Source organism: Bradyrhizobium sp. 170, assembly GCF_023101085.1.
Classification (GTDB): Bacteria; Pseudomonadota; Alphaproteobacteria; order Rhizobiales; family Xanthobacteraceae; genus Bradyrhizobium.
Window position 1 is genome coordinate 7,675,733 of sequence record NZ_CP064703.1, and the last position, 16,916, is coordinate 7,692,648.

Below are 16,916 nucleotides of genomic sequence, written 5' to 3' on the forward strand. Positions count from 1 at the left end.
CGGACGCCGCTCTTTAATATAGGCCGTATTGGCGCGAGGCAATCAGCCGATCGCCATTTTGGAGTGTGTCCAGGACGGCAAATCTTGCCGCCGGGCAGAAAAGGGGGTTGCGATCATGCTCCGAAATTTGGCTGCCAGTCGTGTAAGTATTTGAAATTACATGATATTTTTTGTCCCGCCGAGTGGCCCGGTCCTTGCTGAATAATAGCCGAGAGCTCAGCGCGAGGGTTACCCGTGGTTAGTGTCACGTCAGAAGTATCGGCAAACGCATCTTTTCAGAACGCGGCGGCGAGATCCGCCCGGCCGGATTCCGAGCCGTCAGCCAGAAACGACAGCTTCGCGGCACTGGTCGACAGCAACACGGCCGCCAACAACAACGACAATCGCGCCCAGGACAACGCGCCCGCCCCGCGCCGCGCCGACGATGCGCAAGCCGCGTCCGATAACCGCTCGCGCGACAATGCTGCCGCATCGGACAAGGTCGCGCGCAACGATTCGAATGATCGCAACGCCGCGGCCAAAGCACAAAGCGACAAGGCACGCAGCGACAAGGCACGCGACGACGGCAAAATCGACAGCAACGCCGATACCGATACCGAAACCAAGACCGATACCGACAAGGCCGCGTCGGCCCGCGGCGCCAAATCGAAGTCCGACGCGCCGAAGTCCGATGGGACGAAGTCCGACGAGACGACGCAAGGCTCTTCCACCGACGCTTCCCCGGTAATCGATCAGGCCGAGACGAAGCAGGATGGAACGGTCGTGGTGACGGCCGACGCCGTTGCCATTGCCATCCCGACTGCCGCAACGCCGGCGGCGACAGCTCCCGCGACACAAGCAACCGACAAGGCGACCGCACCGCTTGCCATCGCAGCGGCAGCGATCGCAGCCTCCGCTTCGCTCGCCGCCGAGACCGCGCCGGCCGCTCCCGCCGCTGAAGCCACCGAGGCCATCGTAACCCAGCCCGCAACCGCGAACGCCGCGCAAGCCGACGGCGGCGCCAAGACCAGCGCGCAAGGCGCGGTCGGCCAGGCCGTCAGCGCCCAGGTCACATCCGCCGATCCATCCATCGCAACCAGTATTGCTCAGGCCGCTTCAGCGATCGCGGCGACGCCCGCCGCCACCAAAGCCGGCGCGCAACTCAAGAACCCCGATCTCGCCAGGAAGGGCGTCACGACGGCAGTCGAGCAGGCCGGCACCACCGACACCGCCGCGCCTGCAACGCCTGCCGCTGATACCATCGTGCCCGCCGTCACGGCGCCGACCGAAGCCGCGGGCAAGCCGAAGTCCGAGAATGGCATCGTCGACGCGGTGAAGGCCGACGCGTCAGGCAATTCCATCACGCCGCCGGCCGCCAACGCGCATGCCCACGCGCATCTTGCTGCCCCTGATATTAGCCAGACGCCGGTCAATTCCTCCGGCAACGGCCTGCAGGCCGCCGGCGCGATCCAGACGCAGCAACCGGCTTCCACCACGACGCCGGCAACCGCTGCCCAACTCACCGCCACGGCTGCCGCAAGCGCGCCGGTGCCGGTGAGCGGACTTGCGATGGAAATCGCCGCGTCTGCCAAGAGCGGCAAGACCCGCTTCGAAATCCGGCTCGATCCCGCCGAACTCGGCCGCATCGATGTCCGCATCGATATCGACCGCCACGGCCAGGTGACGTCGCATCTGACGGTCGAGCGGCCGGAAACGCTGTCGATGCTGCGCCAGGATGCCAACCAGTTGCAGCGCGCACTCGACAATGCCGGGCTCTCGACCGGCAATGGCGGCCTGCAATTCAGCCTGCGCGACCAGTCTTCGCAGGGCCAGAACGACGGCAACCAGTCCAATCCCAACGCGCATCGCCTCGTCGTCAGCGAGGAAGACAGCGTGCCGGCCGTCGTCGCCGGCCGCAACTATGGCCGCATGCTCGGTGCGAGCGGCGGCGTCGACATCAGGGTTTAAGGGAGAGCGCCATGGCAGTTGATGCAACCATGCCGACGACGGTCGTCTCGGCGCCCGGGACCGGTACCGCCACGAGCAACAAGACCGCTTCGGAAAAGACGACGGGAATTGCGGATAATTTCCAGACCTTTCTGACGCTGCTGACCACGCAGCTCCAGCACCAGAATCCGATGGATCCGCTCGACACCAACCAGTTCACCCAGCAGCTCGTGCAGTTTGCCGGCATCGAGCAGCAGCTCAAGTCGAACGAACAGTTGAAGTCGCTGGTGGAGATCGAAAAGAGTGCGCAGGCGACGCAGGCGCTGGTCTATGTCGGCAACACGGTCGCCGTCGATGGCAGCAAGGCACAGTTCGACAAATCTGCGACCTGGAATTTTAAATCCGAGAAAGACACCTCCGCAACGATCACGATCACCAATTCGGCCGGACAGACCGCCTATACCGGGTCCTATACGTTGAAACAGGGTGGCTCCAGCTTCGTCTGGGACGGCAAGGGTAATGATGGCGTGCAGTGGCCGGCCGGTACCTACACCTTGACCGCCACCGGCAAGGACAGCTCCGGCAACAACGTGGCGATCTCCACCGAAGTCCAGGGCATCGTCGATTCAGTCGATCTCAGCGCCTCCCCGCCACTGCTGTCGATCGGCGGCCAGAGCTACACCACCGACAAGATCAAGCGCGTGGTCCGTCCGAGCACCTCCAGCTAGCCCAACGCTCGCATCGTTTGATCCGCCACTTCCGGTCCGGCAATCCCTGATTGTACGCAAAAGCGTCACAGGGAACCCGGGGCCGACGTATTTTCCGTCATTTTCAAGGAGATTCGTATTGAAGCCGTAGGCTTAGGCAATTTTTAAGCCGGCAGGCGTAGGTTGTCATGGTGAGTTCAGTGGTTGAGAGTTTGTGAGTACGCCATGACAGAACCCCATCGCCCGAGGGTAAAATACGTCATCGGGCCTGACGGCAGTCCGTTAACAATTGCCGACTTGCCCGCGCCCGGTACCAAACGGTGGGTCATCCGCCGCAAGGCCGAAGTCGTTGCGGCGGTCCGTGGTGGCCTGCTCTCCCTCGAGGAGGCCTGCAGCCGCTATACGCTGACCGTCGACGAGTTCCTGTCCTGGCAGTTTTCCATCGATCAGCATGGTCTGGCAGGCTTGCGGACCACCCGGATCCAGCAATATCGGCAGTAAACTCTCCCGAACCGAAAGATTTGATGAAAACCGGCTTCGTTTTGCGAAGCCGGTTTTTTTCATGCCGGAACTATTCGCGGCGGCTTTAACGGTTGTTAACCATATGGAAACCATCCCCTAGGCAATAATTGCCCAGTCGGTCCCTCGGGCCGAATCCCTGGGGGCGGTTGGTGCAAAGTCTCGTTGCTTTCCTGAGAGGCCTCGGTGCGGCAAGGCTGATGGCCATGGTTGCGGTGACGACCGCGCTGATCGGCTTCTTCGCCTTCGTCATCATGCGCGTCACGACGCCGCAGATGACCACCTTGTTCACCGACCTCACTACCGAAGATTCCTCCAGCATCATCAAGGATCTGGAGCGCCAGGCGATCCCGTTCGAGCTGCGCAACGAAGGCGCGGTCATCATGGTGCCGAAGGACAAGGTCACGCGGCTGCGGATGAAGCTGGCCGAAAGCAACCTGCCCAAGGGCGGCGGCGTCGGCTACGAGATTTTCGACAAGTCCGACGCGCTCGGCACCACGAGCTTCGTCCAGAACATCAACCATCTGCGCGCGCTGGAGGGCGAACTCTCCCGCACCATCCGCGCCATCGACCGCATCCAGGCCGCCCGCGTCCATCTGGTGCTGCCGGAACGGCCCTTGTTCGCGCGCGAGGCGCCGGAGCCGTCGGCCTCGATCGTGGTGCGGGTGCGCGGCAGCCTCGAACCGCAGCAGATCCGCGCCATCCGCCATGTCGTCGCCTCCGCCGTCAACGGATTGAAGCCGCAGCGGGTGTCGATCGTCGACGAAGCCGGCCGGCTGCTGGCTGACGGCGCCGGCAAGGAAGCCGATATCGCCGTCGGCGAAGAGCGCCGCACGGCCTTCGAGAAGCGCATGCGCAACGAGGTCGAGGCGATCGTCTCCTCGGTGGTCGGCCAGGGCCGCGCCCGCGTCCAGCTCACCGCCGACTTCGACTACAACAAGGTTACCCAGACCTCGGACAAGTTCGATCCGGAGGGCCGCGTGCTGCGCTCCACGCAGACCCGCGAGGAATCGTCGCTGACCGCCGAGAACAACGGCCAGGTGACGGTCAACAACGAACTGCCCAACAATCAGGCCAACACCACCGGGCCTGCGGCCCGCGACCAGAGCAAGAAGAGCGAAGAGACCAACAATTACGAGATTTCCCGCACCACCAAGACCGAGGTCACCGAGGCCGGACGGGTCAACCGGATCTCGGTCGCGGTGCTGGTCGACGGCGCCTATACCAAGAACGAAAAAGGCGAAATGGTCTATCAGGACCGCAGCAAGGAACAGCTCGACCGCATCGCCACCCTGGTTCGCTCGGCGATCGGCTTCGACCAGAAGCGCGGCGACCAGGTCGAGGTCGTCAATCTTCGCTTTGCCGAAGCGCCGGCCGTGCCAGCGGTCGTTGAGCCGACCGGCCTTCTCGGCATGCTGCAGTTCACCAAGGATGACGTCATGTATGTCATCGAGCTCGGCGTCATGATGCTGCTCGGCCTCGTGGTGTTGTTCATGGTGATCCGTCCGCTGGTCAAGCGCATCCTGGCTGCCGAAGTCATTCCCGCGCAGCCCGAACCGGCGCTCGCTTTGACCGACGGCACGCATGCCGAACTCGGTCCCGGCCAGGCGCTGATTGCCGGCACCAGCGGCACCGCCCAATTGATCGACGTCGCCCAGGTTCAGGGCCAGGTCCACGCGCAGGCCGTGCACCGGGTCGGCGAACTGGCCGAACGCAATCCGAACGAAACCGCCTCCATCGTTCGCCAATGGCTCAGCGAACCCGTCGAGAACTGACATGGCTGCCGTACCGCAAACCTCAAACGCCAACGACATCACCACCGTCATCTCGGCGCTGGCGAGCCGCCAGGCAAGCCGGCCCAAGGGCAAGCCGCTGAGCGGCCCGAAGCGCGCCGCCATCCTGATGCTGGCGCTGGGCGAGCAATATGGCGGCAAGGTCTGGGGACTGCTCGACGACGACGAGGTACGCGAACTGTCGATTCATATGTCGACGCTCGGCACAGTCGAGGCCGACATCGTGGAAGACCTGCTGCTCGAATTCGTTTCGCGGATGTCGGCCTCCGGCGCCCTGATGGGCACCTTCGACGCCACCGAACGGCTGTTGCAGCAATATCTGCCGTCCGAGCGCGTCACCGGCATCATGGACGAAATTCGCGGGCCCGCCGGCCGCAACATGTGGGAGAAGCTCTCCAACGTGCAGGAAGAGGTGCTCGCCAACTACCTCAAGAACGAATACCCGCAGACCATCGCGGTGGTGCTGTCGAAACTGAAGCCGGAGCACGCCGCCCGCGTGCTGGCGATCCTGCCCGAGGATCTCGCGCTCGACGTGGTCGGCCGCATGCTGAAGATGGAAGCGGTGCAGAAGGAAGTCATCGAGCGCGTCGAGCAGACGCTGCGCACCGAATTCATGTCCAATCTCTCGCAGACCCGCCGCCGCGACGCCCACGAGGTGATGGCCGAAATCTTCAACAATTTCGACCGCCAGACCGAGACCCGCTTCATCACCTCGCTGGAAGAGGAAAACCGCGAATCCGCCGAGCGCATCAAGGCGCTGATGTTCACCTTCGACGATTTGATCAAGCTCGACTCCGCCTCGGCGCAGACGCTGATGCGCAATGTCGACAAGGACAAGCTCGGCATCGCGCTGAAAAGCGCCAATGAGGAGGTGCGTGCCTTCTTCCTCGGCAACATGTCCTCGCGCGCCGGCAAGATGCTGATGGACGACATGGCCGCGATGGGACCGGTGCGCTTACGCGATGTCGACGAGGCGCAGGCGCTGCTCGTCAACCTTGCCAAGGACATGGCCGCCAGGGGCGAAATCACGCTGACCAAGAACCGCGCCGACGACGAGCTGGTGTACTGATGGCCGCGCCCGCAAAATTCCTGTTCGACACGGACTTCGCGGCGCCGGACAAGGCGCGCGAGCGTGCGGCAACGGCCACCGAGATCGCGCAGAAGATCGCCGAGGCCGAGGCACGTGCCTACCGCGCCGGCTACGAGGCGGCCCAGCACGAGGCCAGGGTGGAGAGCGACCGCCGCTCGGCGCTGGCGCTGGAAGAGATCGGCATCACCATCCGCGGCATCGCCACGCGTTTCTCCGGCATCGAGGCCAAAATGGAGACCGAGGCCGTCGAAGTCGCGGTCGCGGTGGCGCGCAAGCTGTGCAGCGAGCTGATCGTCCGCGAACCGCTCGGCGAGATCATGGCGCTGGTCAGCGACTGCTTCTCGCATCTGGTCGCCACCCCGCATCTCGTCGTCCGCATCAACGACCAGCTCTACGAGGCCGCCCGCGAGAAGATCGAACGGCAGGCAGCCCAGAGCGGCTTCGAGGGCCGGCTGGTGATCCTGGCCGAGCCCGGCATCGCAACCGGCGACTGCCGGATCGAATGGGCCGACGGTGGCGTGGTGCTGGAACGCGCGGCCATCGAAGTGAAGATCAGCGAACTCGTCGGGCGCTATCTGGCGTCCCGCGATCAGGCCGGAACGTAAAGGCCATGAGGACTGAACCATGAGTGACACCGACGCACAGGTACCGTTGCCCGATCTCAACGCCGCGGACGCCCCGCCGATCGACGATCTCGCCTACAACGAGGACGAACAGGCCTCGCGCATCGCGGCCGACCTCGAGGCCGTGTTCGACGTACCGGTGCAGGTCTCGGCCGTGCTCGGCCGCTCCAAGATGGACGTCGGCGAACTGTTGAAGCTCGGCCCCGGCACCGTGCTCGAACTGGACCGTCGCGTCGGCGAGGCCATCGACATCTACGTCAACAACCGCCTGGTGGCGCGTGGCGAGGTCGTGCTGGTGGAAGACAAGCTCGGCGTCACCATGACGGAAATCATCAAGGCGGAACGCAGCTAACAATTTTGGCGACACGCGCCGCGAACGGCGCGAACAGACGAACAGGAGATAAAAAATGCGGCTTCTCATCGTTGGCACATTGAAGGGCCAGCTTACGACCGCCACCAAGATCGCGATGGCCAACGGGGCATCGGTGACCCACGCCGAAGCGATCGAACAGGCGATGGCCGTGCTGCGTGGCGGCAAGGGCGCCGACCTGCTGCTGGTCGACGTCGCCCTCGACATCCGCGACCTGGTGATGCGGCTGGAGGCCGAGCACATCCACGTGCCGATCGTGGCCTGCGGCATCTCCAACGACGCCCGCGCCGCGGTCGCCGCAATCCACGCCGGCGCCAAGGAATACATCCCGCTGCCGCCCGATCCGGAACTGATCGCCGCCGTTCTCGCCGCCGTCGCTAATGACTCGCGCGACCTGATCTATCGCGACGAAGCCATGGGCAAGGTCGTCAAGCTGGCGCAGCAGATCGCGGGCTCCGACGCCTCGGTGATGATCACCGGCGAATCCGGCACCGGCAAGGAAGTGCTCGCGCGTTATGTCCACTCCCGCTCGGGACGCGCCAAGCGGCCGTTCATTTCAATCAATTGCGCGGCGATCCCCGAGCATCTGTTGGAGTCCGAATTGTTCGGCCACGAGAAGGGCGCCTTCACCGGCGCCGTTGCCCGCCGCATCGGCAAGTTCGAGGAAGCGACCGGCGGCACGCTGCTGCTCGACGAAATCTCCGAGATGGACGTTCGCCTGCAATCCAAGCTGCTGCGCGCGATCCAGGAGCGCGTGATCGACCGCGTCGGCGGCACCAGGCCGGTGCCGGTCGATATCCGCATCATCGCGACCTCGAACCGCAACCTCGCAGACGCCGTGCGCGAAGGCACTTTCCGCGAGGACCTGCTGTTTCGTCTTAACGTCGTCAACCTGAAGATCCCGCCGCTGCGCGACCGACCGGCCGACATCCTCGAACTGGCGCAGCATTTCGCCAAGAAATATGCCGACGCCAATGGCGTACCGCTGCGTCCGGTCTCCGCCGACGCAAGGCGGGTGCTGACCTCGAACCGCTGGCAGGGCAACGTCCGCGAACTGGAAAACACCATCCATCGCTCGGTGCTGATGGCGCAGGGCGACGAGATCGGCCCCGAGGCCATCCTGACGCCCGACGGCGACCGCCTCGACCTCGCCAAGACCGTGCCCGCCGTGGCCCACGCCACCTTTGCCGCCGAGCAGGTGACGCGTGCGCTCGTCGGCCGCACTGTCGCCGATGTCGAACGCGACCTGATCCTGGAGACGCTGAAACACTGCCTGGGCAACCGGACCCATGCCGCCAACATTCTCGGCATCTCGATCCGCACGCTGCGCAACAAGCTGAACGAATATGCCGACGGCGGCATCCCGATTACGCCGGCAGGCGCAGGTGAACATCAACGTTTTGTCGCGGCGGGTTAGGCCGATCCCTTCCGCCGTCATTGCCTGCGACAAACGCGAAGCGTTTGCGCAAGGGAGCGAAACGACGAAGCAATCCATCTATCCGTTATGCCGAAGGATGGATTGCTTCGCTACGCTCGCAATGACGTGGAAAGAGCGGAATAGCTCGGCGCGTCGGGCTTCCGGAAAATGTGAATGGGATCGCCGGGCTGCAGATCGCGCCCGGTGAAAACCGCATAGGCATAAAGCGCGAGATAGGCGATCGCGACCGCGCCGACTGCGTAAAATGCCCAGGTTGCGAGACGCTTCATTCGCCGGGTTTAGATCGGACGCGGCAAAAAAGCCAGCCCGGAAGGGCCGGACAACCGCGGAGCGCTCCCGTCAGACCTTCCGTGCGGTTTTCCGCGCCGGTACGCTGACCTCGGCAAGCTTCATCGCATCCTCATCCTGATCGATGGCGACATACCGCCCCTGCCAATAGGCCAGCGCCGCGGTGCGCGTTGACACCGCAACATCCAGCACTCGGCCGATGACGATCGCGTGCGAGTGCCGCTCGACGATATCCTCGACCTCGCAGTCGACCGCCGCCAGGCTGCCTACGAGCAGCGGCACACCGGACGCGCACGTCATCCACCGGGCGCCGGCAAAGCGGTCGGCACCCCTCAGCCCGCCCTTGCCGGTAAACCGCTCGGCGATATCGATCTGGTCCGACGTCAGGATGTTGACGCCGAAAAAGCCGTAGCGCTTCACCAGCGGCCAGGAAGAGGCCTCCCGGTTGATGCTGACGATCAAGGCCGGCGGATCGACCGACAGTGACGATACCGAGGTAACTGTCATGCCCGAGATATCCCGGCCCCTGCCTGCGGTGATAACGCTGACGCCACCCGTCAAGTGGCGCATCGCGTTGCGAAAGTCGCCGGCGGAAACCTCGGGATCGATCGGCGCGGACGGACAATAAGGTTCATCGGCACCTCACAGGTCGGAAGTATCTTCCGTACCTTCCAGCAGATTTTTCAGGATGGCGCCTTCCAGCGCCGCCAGTTCGACCGACCCGCGCTGCCGCGGACGCGGAACATCGACGCTGAAATCCTCCGCGACGCGGCCGTCTTCGATCACCAGCACGCGGTCGGCCAGGGCCACGGCCTCGGCGACGTCGTGCGTCACCAGGATCGCGGTAAAGCCCTGATCGTGCCAGACCCGTTCGAGCAGCCGCTGCATCGAAATGCGCGTCAACGCGTCGAGCGCACCAAGCGGCTCGTCGAAGGCGAGCACGCGCGGCTGGCTGACCAGCGCGCGGGCGAGCGCGACGCGCTGCTTCTGCCCGCCTGACAGGACCGCCGGCCACTGCGACCGCTTGTCGGCGAGACCAACCTCAACCAGTGCGCTCTCGGCGCGGGCCTGCGCACCGGCCGAGTTTCGTTCGCGTCCGAGTCCGACCTCGACGTTCGACAGCACCCGTGCCCACGGCAACAGCCGTGGCTCCTGGAACATGACCCGGACGTCCTCAGGGCGCGCATCCTCGCCGAGGCTGATCGTGCCGGCGGTGGCGGTCTCGAGGCCTGCAATCAGCCGGAGCAATGTGCTCTTGCCGCAGCCGCTGCGGCCGACGATCGCAACCGACTGGCCAGCGGGAATGTGCAGGTCGATGCCGCGCAGCACCTCGTTATCGCCGAACGATTTGCGCAAATCACGGATGGTCAGTGAAAGGCCGCGAGACGCGGTTCTGGGGCCGCGGCGCGCAAAGCGCGCCTGCTCGATGATCTCGGCGCGGCCGAGAGGCTCGGCGTCCGACAGACGGAAACGAAGGGCTTCTTGCATTACTTGTCCTCAATGTTTCTGGAAGGCCGGATGCCAGGACAGCGTCAGCCGTTCCAGCGCGCGTGACGCGCTGTCGGCCAGCTTTCCGAGCAGTGCATAGATGAGGATCGACAGCACCACGACATCGATCAGCATGAACTCGCGCGCCTGCATCGCCATGTAACCGAGGCCCGATGACGCGGCGATGGTTTCGGCCACGATCAAGGTCAGCCACATGATGCCGAGCGCGAAGCGCAGGCCGACGAAGATCGACGGCAAGGCGCCCGGGAATATCACCCGGCGGAACAATTCGCCGTCGGTCATGCCATAGATGCGGCCCATTTCGATCAATTGCGGATCGACGGTGCGGATGCCGTGCAATGTGTTCAGATAGATCGGGAAGAACACGCCGAGCGCGACCAGGAACAGTTTTGCGGATTCATCGATCCCGAACCACAGGATGACGAGCGGGATCAGCGCCAGATGCGGGATGTTGCGCACCATCTGCAGCGTCGTATCGGTCAGCTTGCTGGAGAGCTGCGACAGGCCGTTGGCGAGGCCAAAGGAGAAGCCGATGCTGCCTCCGATCAAAAATCCGATGCTGGCGCGCCAGAAGCTGACCCAGATGTTGCGGGCCAGCTCGCCTGACAGCAGGAGCTTCCATCCCGCCAGCGCGACGTCGCTCGGCGCCGGCAGCACGCGTGCGGACACGAAGCCGGTGACGCAGGCAAGCTGCCATATCAGGATGATTGCGAGCGGCACGATCCACGGGATCAAGCCGTCGATCCGCGGCAGTTTCGGTGCACTGACGCGCGAAAAACTGTCGATGAGACTCATGATTGCCCTGCCTGTTTTTGCGGACGGTATTCATTGCCGATGGTTTCGCCGAACGGCCCGGTGTTGAGGCGGATCGGCGTCACGTTGTTTGGCTGCGCCAGCGACAGCAGCGGGAACACCAGCTCGGCGAAGCGATAGGCCTCCTCCAGATGCGGGTAGCCGGACATGATGAAAGTATCGATGCCGATATCCTGATATTCCCTGATCCGCGCCGCGACGGTTTCGGGATCGCCAACCAATGCAGTGCCCGCGCCGCCGCGCACCAGGCCGACGCCGGCCCAGAGATTGGGGCTGATCTCAAGCTTGTCGCGGCGGCCGCCGTGCAACTGCGCCATGCGCTGCTGGCCGACTGAATCCATACGCGAGAAGATCTTCTGCGCCGAAGCGACCGTTTCGTCGGTGACATGCTGGATCAGTTCGTCCGCTGCCTTCCAGGCTTCCGAATTGGTCTCGCGCACGATCACATGCAGGCGAATGCCGAACGAGAGCTTTCGCCCGCGTGCCGCGGCAGCGGCTTTCACCCGGTTGACCTTCTCGGCGACCTGCGCCGGTGGTTCGCCCCAGGTTAAATATTTGTCGACGGTGTCGACGGCGACGTCGATGCCGGCGTCCGACGATCCGCCGAAATAGAGCGGCGGCCGCGGCGACTGCACCGGCTGGAACAGCAACCTGCCATCCTCGATGCGGATGTGCTTGCCCTCGACATTGACAGTCTTGCCCGCCAGAAGGTCGCTATAGACGTTGAGGAACTCGCGCGTCACCTCGTAGCGCTCGTCATGCGAGAGGAAGACGCCGTCGCCCTTGTTCTCGGTGGGGTCGCCGCCGGTGACGACGTTGATCAGCAGGCGCCCGTTCGATACCCGGTCGAGCGTCGCCGTCATGCGCGCAGCGACGCTTGGCGACTGTAGTCCGGGCCGAACAGCCACGAGATAACGCAGCCGCTCGGTCCATGGCGCCACCGCCGAGGCCGTCACCCAGGAATCCTCGCAGCTTCGCCCGGTCGGCAGCAGCACGCCGAAATAGCCGAGCTGGTCCGCAGCCTGCGCGATCTGGCGCAGGTAATTGAAGTTCACCTCGCGTCCGCCCGTCGTGGTGCCGAGATAACGGCCGTCGCCATGCGTCGGCAGGAACCAGAGGATGTTGGCGCTTTGTTGCGTGCTCACGATCCGGACCTCCGGGCCACGTCAGAAATCTTGATTTGTTTTGGAAAAAGCCCGAGTGCGAAGAACGCGTCCGCAACCTGTTGCTGGTCGTTGATCACGCTTTCGGTGATCGGCTTGATGCCGTAGGACTGTCGCTTGAGCGCGACTTCGACGACGGGCACGGAAAGCCCGATCGCAGGTGCAAGCTGCTCGGCGACGGCATGGATGTCGCCCTTGGCCCAATCGTCGACCTCGCTGAGCTGAGCGAGCACGAGATCGATGATCTTCGGATCGCTCTCCACTAACTTCTTCGATGAGAAGTAGAACTGGTAGTTCGCGACGATGCCGGCGCCGTCGGCGAGCGTGCGCGCGCCGGTGGCGGCTTCGGCGGCGGCCTGGAACGGATCCCAGATCACCCAGGCATCGACCGCGCCGCGCTCGAACGCCGCACGCGCGTCGGCCGGGGCGAGAAACACCGGCTCGATCTCGGAATATTTGACGCCGGCCTTCTCCAGCGCCTTCACCAGCAGATAGTGAACGTTGGAGCCCTTGTTCAGCGCGACCTTCTTGCCTTTCAGCTCGGCGACGGAGTTCAGCTTGCTGTCCTTCGGTACCAGGATCGCCTCGCCCTTCGGGGCCGGCGGCTCATAGGCGACGTACTGGATCGGTGCGCCCGCGGCTTGGGCAAAGATCGGCGGCGCTTCGCCGGTGTTGCCGAAATCGATCGCGCCGACATTGAGCGCTTCGAGCAGCGGCGGACCGGACGGAAACTCCGTCCACAGCACCTTGTAGCCGGCGGCCTTCAGCTTCTCTTCCAGAGTACCCTTGCTCTTGAGCAGCACCAGCTTGCCGTATTTCTGGAAGCCGATGCGAACCACCTTGTCTTGCTTGTCTTGGCCGTAGGAAGCGCCGACGGTCGCGGCGACCATGCTGATCGACAGCACGGCGCCGGCGAGCAAGCGTTGAATCAAACGCGTCATGAGTTATTTCCTTTGTTGGAATTCAGCTTTGGGTATGGCGCCAGACGATGTCGCGCACGGCGATCGGCCTCGGGATCAGCCCGAGCTTGTGGAAGCGATCGGCGACCGCCTGCTGCGTCGTGACAATCTCGGCGGTGACCGGGCCGATCAGGAATGACGCGCGGTTGGCGGCGACGGTCTGGACCTCGAGCGGCACGCCGGTGACCGTGGCGAGCGCGCTGGCGACCTCGGCGCGATTGGCCTCGGCCCAGCGCGCGGCCTCCCCCAGGCCGTCGATCACCTCGCGGGTTTCCCGCACATGGGTGTTCGCGAAATCACGGTTGGCGAGGTAGAACGAATTGGTCTTGGCCACTTCATAGGCGTTGACGAGAATCCGGCCGTTCTGGCGCTTCTCGCCGATCGCAAAATATGGATCCCAGACCGCCCACGCCTCGATGCTGCCATTGGCGAACGCCGGCCCTGCATCGGGCGGCGTCAGATAGACCGGCGTGATATCCTCATAGGTCAGCCCGGCTTTCTCCAGCGTGGCGATCACCACGTTATGCGCACTGCTGCCCTTGGTGAATCCGACGCGCTTGCCCTTCAGGTCGGCAATGCTGCGAATGCCGGAATTGGCGGGAACGAGAATGCCCTGCCCGTTGGTGATCGGCGATCCCGCGACATAAACGATATTGGCATTGGCAGCCTGCGCGAAGATCGGCGGTGTATCGCCGACCGCGCCGAAATCGACGCTGCCGGTGCTCATGGCTTCCAGCAAGGGCGGCCCCGACGTGAACTCGATCCACTTGACGCCGATTTGCTTGCCGGCGAACCGTTTCTCCAGCACAGCCTGCTGCCGCGCGATCACCAGCACGCCGGTCTTCTGGTAACCGATACGGACTTCCTTAAGGGATGCTTGCGCCTGCGCGCGCGACGACAGCGCAGCAATTGCGCCTCCAAACGACAATCCGAGAAACTCCCGACGTCTCATTCCATATCTCCTGACGATCATGCGCGCGACGCGGCGCGATCATGCGATGTCAGAATGATGGGACCGACCATCGAAGCTGTCGAGCGCCTGAAAGAAATAACGATGCGCGTTCTATCATTCGACAAAGACACAACGCATTTATTGTTGGATGAATGATTGCGACGATATTTTTTCCCGCAGCACACACGATCGGAACCACGTCCAACGCTTCACGGCGCTGTGACTTTGTCCGCCAATCGCTTTGCGCAGTGAATGTCCGACGACATGATTCAAAGCACTAGTCGCGAGCTACTTGCTGCACAGTATTTAAGCGATAGCTGAGCTGTATACGATTTCGTTTCACAACAATGAATTCGAACGAATGATTCATTGCGACCTCACAACGCTATTCAGTCAGCCATTTCATTGACTGCGTTCCGCTTGCTCGTAGGCTTTGCGCATCGCCGATTTCGTTAGGCAACACGGCAGATATGGAAAGATCAAGAACATGAAGGCAACCAAACTCGAATCGCGCGCCCGCGCGCGTCTCCGCCGCATCGGCGTAACGTTGTTTAGCGCGGTGGTCGGTGTGGCCATCACAGCATCCGCGCTGGCCGCAGACACGGTGACGCTCCGCGTCGGCGATCAGAAGGGCGGCAATCGCTCGCTGCTCGAAATCTCCGGATACGCGAAGGATTTGCCATACAGGATCGAATGGTCGGAATTTCCTGCTGCCGCGCCGATCCTCGAAGCGCTGAACGCAGGTGCGCTGGATGTCGGCTATACCGGCGACCTCTCGTTCCTGACCGTGTATGCGGCCGGCGCCCCGATCAAGGCCATCGGCGGCACGCGCTCCGATGCCAAGACGCAAGCGATCCTCGTCCGCCAGGACTCGCCGATCAAGTCGGTCGCCGACCTCAAGGGCAAGCGTCTGGCCGGAACGCGCGGCGGCTGGGGCCAGTTCCTGATCGATGCGACGCTGGAGAAAGCCGGATACAAGATCGACGACGCGACCTTTGCGCCGCTCGGGCCGGTGGACGCAAAGATCGCGCTCGTCGCCGGCTCGATCGACGCGTGGGCGGTGTGGGAGCCCTACGTGTCCTACGCCACGCTCAAGGACAACGCGCGGGTGGTTGCCAACGGCGAGGGCCTGACGCCGACCGTCACCTTCATCGTGGCATCCGATAGCGCCATCGCAACCAAGCGCGCGGCCGTGCAGGATCTCGTGCAGCGGCTCAACAAGGCCCGACTATGGTCGCTGGATCATCTGCCCGAATACGCAAAGAACACCGCCGAACTCACCAAACTTCCCGAAGACGTGCTGCTGAGTGCCTACAAGGCGCAACGCACCAGCCCGATCGCGATCGACGAAAACATCGTCACGGAAATTCAGGAAGCATCCGACCGAGCCACCCGCTACGGCATCCTGGCGAAGAAGCTCGATGTCAACAAGGCGGTCGATCGCAGCTTTACGGCAGCCGCAAATTCGAACTAATGCCACGGGCGCGGCGCGATCCCTTCCATCGCACCGCGTCCGGTTCACTCCGCCGAAGCCACTACCCCGCCGCCACTTTCGGCGGCGGTGAGACGCTCACCGCCAGCTTCCCGTAACGGTCCTTGAAGGCCTCGGTGTCGATCTCTTCGAGCTGGATCGCCCCGCTCATCACGCCTTTCTTCCACGCGTCATGCTCGGGGTCGTTCTGGAATTCCGGCATCACTTCCTTGCCGAACAGCTCAAGCGACTCGCAGATGTGCTCGTGGGTGTTCTTGCCGGCCTGGTTGAGCAGGATCACCTGATCGATGTGGGAAGCGCGGAAACGCCGCAGCTTCTTCCGGATGGTTTCCGGTGATCCGATCAGGCCGCCGCGCAGCGCCGCCTCCTGGGCTTCCGGATTCTCGCGCTTCCACTTGTTGTACTCACCCCACATGTTGACCGTGCCGGGATCCGGACGCTGCCGGTTCTGCGAGGCGCCGTAATAGCGCAACGCGAACTGGAAGAAGGTGGCGCCGTCGGCACGCGCCCGCGCTTCCTCGTCCGTCTTGGCGCACATGAAGAACGACACCAGCGCCATGTTCGGATTGATCTCGTAATCGGCGAGCTTCTTCAGCCGCTTGGTGATCGCGTTGTAATAGGCATGCACCCAGGCATGCGCCGCGTCCGCGCTGACGAACTGGAAGCCGAGCGCGCCAAAGCCGTTCTCGCCGGCGCGCTCGATGGTCGGCAGTTGCGAGCAGGCCATCCACAGCGGCGGATGCGGCTTCTGCACGGGTTTCGGCACCACGTTGCGCAGGGGAATGTCGAAATACTTGCCATGATGCTCGGTGCCGACTTTCGTGAACATCGGAAAGATCGCCTGAACCGCTTCCTCGAACACCTCGCGCTTGGTTTCCATGTCGCGGCCGAACGGCGTCAGTTCGGTGATCGACGCGCTCTCGCCCATGCCGAACTCGCAGCGGCCGTTTGACAGTAGATCGAGCACCGCGACGCGTTCTGCGACGCGGGCGGGGTGATTTGTCGTGAGCTGGAAAATGCCATGGCCGAGCCGGATGTTTTTGGTCCGCTGGCTGGCCGCGGCGAGAAAGGATTCCGGCGCAGGCGAGTGCGAATATTCTTCCAGGAAATGGTGCTCCACCACCCAGGCATGGTCATAGCCGAGCTGGTCGGCGGTCTCAAGTTGGGTCAGCGCGTTCTGGTAGAGCCGGAGCTCGTCGCCCTCTTCCCATGGGCGCGGCAGTTGCAGCTCGTAAAAGATGCCGAATTTCATGACGCCTCCCAAAACCGCTTGT

General features: G+C 63.5%; 17 protein-coding genes. 9 read left to right on the forward strand and 8 right to left on the reverse strand.

The annotated features are described in order from the left end of the window. The first annotated feature begins 234 nt into the window (after window positions 1-234). From IVB05_RS35780 to IVB05_RS35815, 8 genes are all read left to right on the forward strand, one after another. On the forward strand, window positions 235-1,947 hold the full coding sequence (locus IVB05_RS35780) for a flagellar hook-length control protein FliK (protein WP_247780730.1): 1,713 nt from the start codon (window positions 235-237) through the stop codon (window positions 1,945-1,947). An 11-nt stretch (window positions 1,948-1,958) separates the two neighbouring features. Next, on the forward strand, window positions 1,959-2,654 hold the full coding sequence (locus IVB05_RS35785) for a flagellar hook capping FlgD N-terminal domain-containing protein (protein WP_247780732.1): 696 nt from the start codon (window positions 1,959-1,961) through the stop codon (window positions 2,652-2,654). Window positions 2,655-2,858: 204 nt separating this feature from the next. Next, on the forward strand, window positions 2,859-3,134 hold the full coding sequence (locus tag IVB05_RS35790) for a DUF1153 domain-containing protein (protein ID WP_002714638.1): 276 nt from the start codon (window positions 2,859-2,861) through the stop codon (window positions 3,132-3,134). Between the two features lie 170 nt (window positions 3,135-3,304). Then, entirely contained in the window at window positions 3,305-4,927 is a 1,623-nt protein-coding gene (gene fliF, locus IVB05_RS35795; RefSeq protein ID WP_247780734.1) for a flagellar basal-body MS-ring/collar protein FliF, read from the forward strand. A 1-nt stretch (window position 4,928) separates the two neighbouring features. Further along, on the forward strand, window positions 4,929-6,014 hold the full coding sequence (gene fliG / locus IVB05_RS35800) for a flagellar motor switch protein FliG (protein ID WP_247519249.1): 1,086 nt from the start codon (window positions 4,929-4,931) through the stop codon (window positions 6,012-6,014). Next, a complete protein-coding gene (locus tag IVB05_RS35805; protein WP_247780735.1) occupies window positions 6,014-6,640 on the forward strand; it encodes a FliH/SctL family protein in 627 nt (208 codons plus the stop codon). The genes fliG and IVB05_RS35805 overlap by 1 nt, the downstream gene beginning before the upstream one ends. Before the next feature lie 19 nt (window positions 6,641-6,659). Further along, on the forward strand, window positions 6,660-7,010 hold the full coding sequence (fliN, locus tag IVB05_RS35810) for a flagellar motor switch protein FliN (protein ID WP_108521346.1): 351 nt from the start codon (window positions 6,660-6,662) through the stop codon (window positions 7,008-7,010). A gap of 55 nt (window positions 7,011-7,065) precedes the next feature. Further along, window positions 7,066-8,445 carry a sigma-54 dependent transcriptional regulator gene (locus tag IVB05_RS35815; RefSeq protein ID WP_247780737.1) on the forward strand — a complete coding sequence of 460 codons (1,380 nt, stop codon included), beginning with the start codon at window positions 7,066-7,068 and terminating at the stop codon, window positions 8,443-8,445. A 110-nt stretch (window positions 8,446-8,555) separates the two neighbouring features. On the opposite strand, the gene IVB05_RS35820 is transcribed toward IVB05_RS35815, so the two are convergent. The 7 genes from IVB05_RS35820 to IVB05_RS35850 all read right to left on the reverse strand — a co-directional run bounded on the left by IVB05_RS35820 (window position 8,556) and on the right by IVB05_RS35850 (window position 14,150). Further along, on the reverse strand, window positions 8,556-8,735 hold the full coding sequence (locus tag IVB05_RS35820) for a hypothetical protein (protein WP_247780738.1): 180 nt from the start codon (window positions 8,733-8,735) through the stop codon (window positions 8,556-8,558). 70 nt (window positions 8,736-8,805) lie between these two features. After that, complete coding sequence (locus tag IVB05_RS35825; protein WP_247780739.1) at window positions 8,806-9,324, reverse strand: flavin reductase family protein; 519 nt, start codon at window positions 9,322-9,324, stop codon at window positions 8,806-8,808. Between the two features lie 72 nt (window positions 9,325-9,396). Then, window positions 9,397-10,242, reverse strand: a complete 846-nt coding sequence (locus IVB05_RS35830; protein WP_247780741.1) for an ATP-binding cassette domain-containing protein — start codon at window positions 10,240-10,242, stop codon at window positions 9,397-9,399. A gap of 9 nt (window positions 10,243-10,251) precedes the next feature. Continuing rightward, window positions 10,252-11,058, reverse strand: a complete 807-nt coding sequence (gene ssuC, locus IVB05_RS35835; protein ID WP_247780743.1) for an aliphatic sulfonate ABC transporter permease SsuC — start codon at window positions 11,056-11,058, stop codon at window positions 10,252-10,254. Further along, window positions 11,055-12,221 (reverse strand): FMNH2-dependent alkanesulfonate monooxygenase, encoded by a 1,167-nt coding sequence (gene ssuD, locus IVB05_RS35840; protein ID WP_247780745.1) that lies wholly within the window; start codon window positions 12,219-12,221, stop codon window positions 11,055-11,057. Before ssuD ends, ssuC begins: the two co-directional genes overlap by 4 nt. Continuing rightward, on the reverse strand, window positions 12,218-13,129 hold the full coding sequence (locus IVB05_RS35845; RefSeq protein ID WP_247787252.1) for a sulfonate ABC transporter substrate-binding protein: 912 nt from the start codon (window positions 13,127-13,129) through the stop codon (window positions 12,218-12,220). The genes ssuD and IVB05_RS35845 overlap by 4 nt, the downstream gene beginning before the upstream one ends. A gap of 73 nt (window positions 13,130-13,202) precedes the next feature. After that, a complete protein-coding gene (locus IVB05_RS35850) occupies window positions 13,203-14,150 on the reverse strand; it encodes a sulfonate ABC transporter substrate-binding protein (protein WP_247780746.1) in 948 nt (315 codons plus the stop codon). 487 nt (window positions 14,151-14,637) lie between these two features. Between IVB05_RS35850 and IVB05_RS35855 the strand changes: the two genes are divergently transcribed. Beyond that, entirely contained in the window at window positions 14,638-15,624 is a 987-nt protein-coding gene (locus tag IVB05_RS35855) for an ABC transporter substrate-binding protein (RefSeq protein ID WP_247780748.1), read from the forward strand. Between the two features lie 61 nt (window positions 15,625-15,685). Here IVB05_RS35855 and IVB05_RS35860 read toward each other — a convergent pair whose 3' ends face one another. After that, on the reverse strand, window positions 15,686-16,894 hold the full coding sequence (locus tag IVB05_RS35860) for an LLM class flavin-dependent oxidoreductase (protein WP_247780750.1): 1,209 nt from the start codon (window positions 16,892-16,894) through the stop codon (window positions 15,686-15,688). Window positions 16,895-16,916: the final 22 nt, after the last annotated feature.

What these genes read in the sequence shown, in the direction of transcription:
- IVB05_RS35785 (WP_247780732.1), top strand. Translation starts at nt 1,959, where the DNA reads ATGGCAGTTGATGCAACCATGCCGACGACGGTCGTCTCGGCGCCCGGG.
- IVB05_RS35790 (WP_002714638.1), top strand. Translation starts at nt 2,859, where the DNA reads ATGACAGAACCCCATCGCCCGAGGGTAAAATACGTCATCGGGCCTGAC.
- fliG (WP_247519249.1), top strand. Translation starts at nt 4,929, where the DNA reads ATGGCTGCCGTACCGCAAACCTCAAACGCCAACGACATCACCACCGTC.
- IVB05_RS35805 (WP_247780735.1), top strand. Translation starts at nt 6,014, where the DNA reads ATGGCCGCGCCCGCAAAATTCCTGTTCGACACGGACTTCGCGGCGCCG.
- fliN (WP_108521346.1), top strand. Translation starts at nt 6,660, where the DNA reads ATGAGTGACACCGACGCACAGGTACCGTTGCCCGATCTCAACGCCGCG.
- IVB05_RS35815 (WP_247780737.1), top strand. Translation starts at nt 7,066, where the DNA reads ATGCGGCTTCTCATCGTTGGCACATTGAAGGGCCAGCTTACGACCGCC.
- IVB05_RS35820 (WP_247780738.1), bottom strand. Translation starts at nt 8,735, where the DNA reads ATGAAGCGTCTCGCAACCTGGGCATTTTACGCAGTCGGCGCGGTCGCG.
- IVB05_RS35825 (WP_247780739.1), bottom strand. Translation starts at nt 9,324, where the DNA reads ATGCGCCACTTGACGGGTGGCGTCAGCGTTATCACCGCAGGCAGGGGC.
- IVB05_RS35830 (WP_247780741.1), bottom strand. Translation starts at nt 10,242, where the DNA reads ATGCAAGAAGCCCTTCGTTTCCGTCTGTCGGACGCCGAGCCTCTCGGC.
- ssuC (WP_247780743.1), bottom strand. Translation starts at nt 11,058, where the DNA reads ATGAGTCTCATCGACAGTTTTTCGCGCGTCAGTGCACCGAAACTGCCG.
- IVB05_RS35845 (WP_247787252.1), bottom strand. Translation starts at nt 13,129, where the DNA reads ATGGTCGCCGCGACCGTCGGCGCTTCCTACGGCCAAGACAAGCAAGAC.
- IVB05_RS35850 (WP_247780746.1), bottom strand. Translation starts at nt 14,150, where the DNA reads ATGAGACGTCGGGAGTTTCTCGGATTGTCGTTTGGAGGCGCAATTGCT.
- IVB05_RS35855 (WP_247780748.1), top strand. Translation starts at nt 14,638, where the DNA reads ATGAAGGCAACCAAACTCGAATCGCGCGCCCGCGCGCGTCTCCGCCGC.
- IVB05_RS35860 (WP_247780750.1), bottom strand. Translation starts at nt 16,894, where the DNA reads ATGAAATTCGGCATCTTTTACGAGCTGCAACTGCCGCGCCCATGGGAA.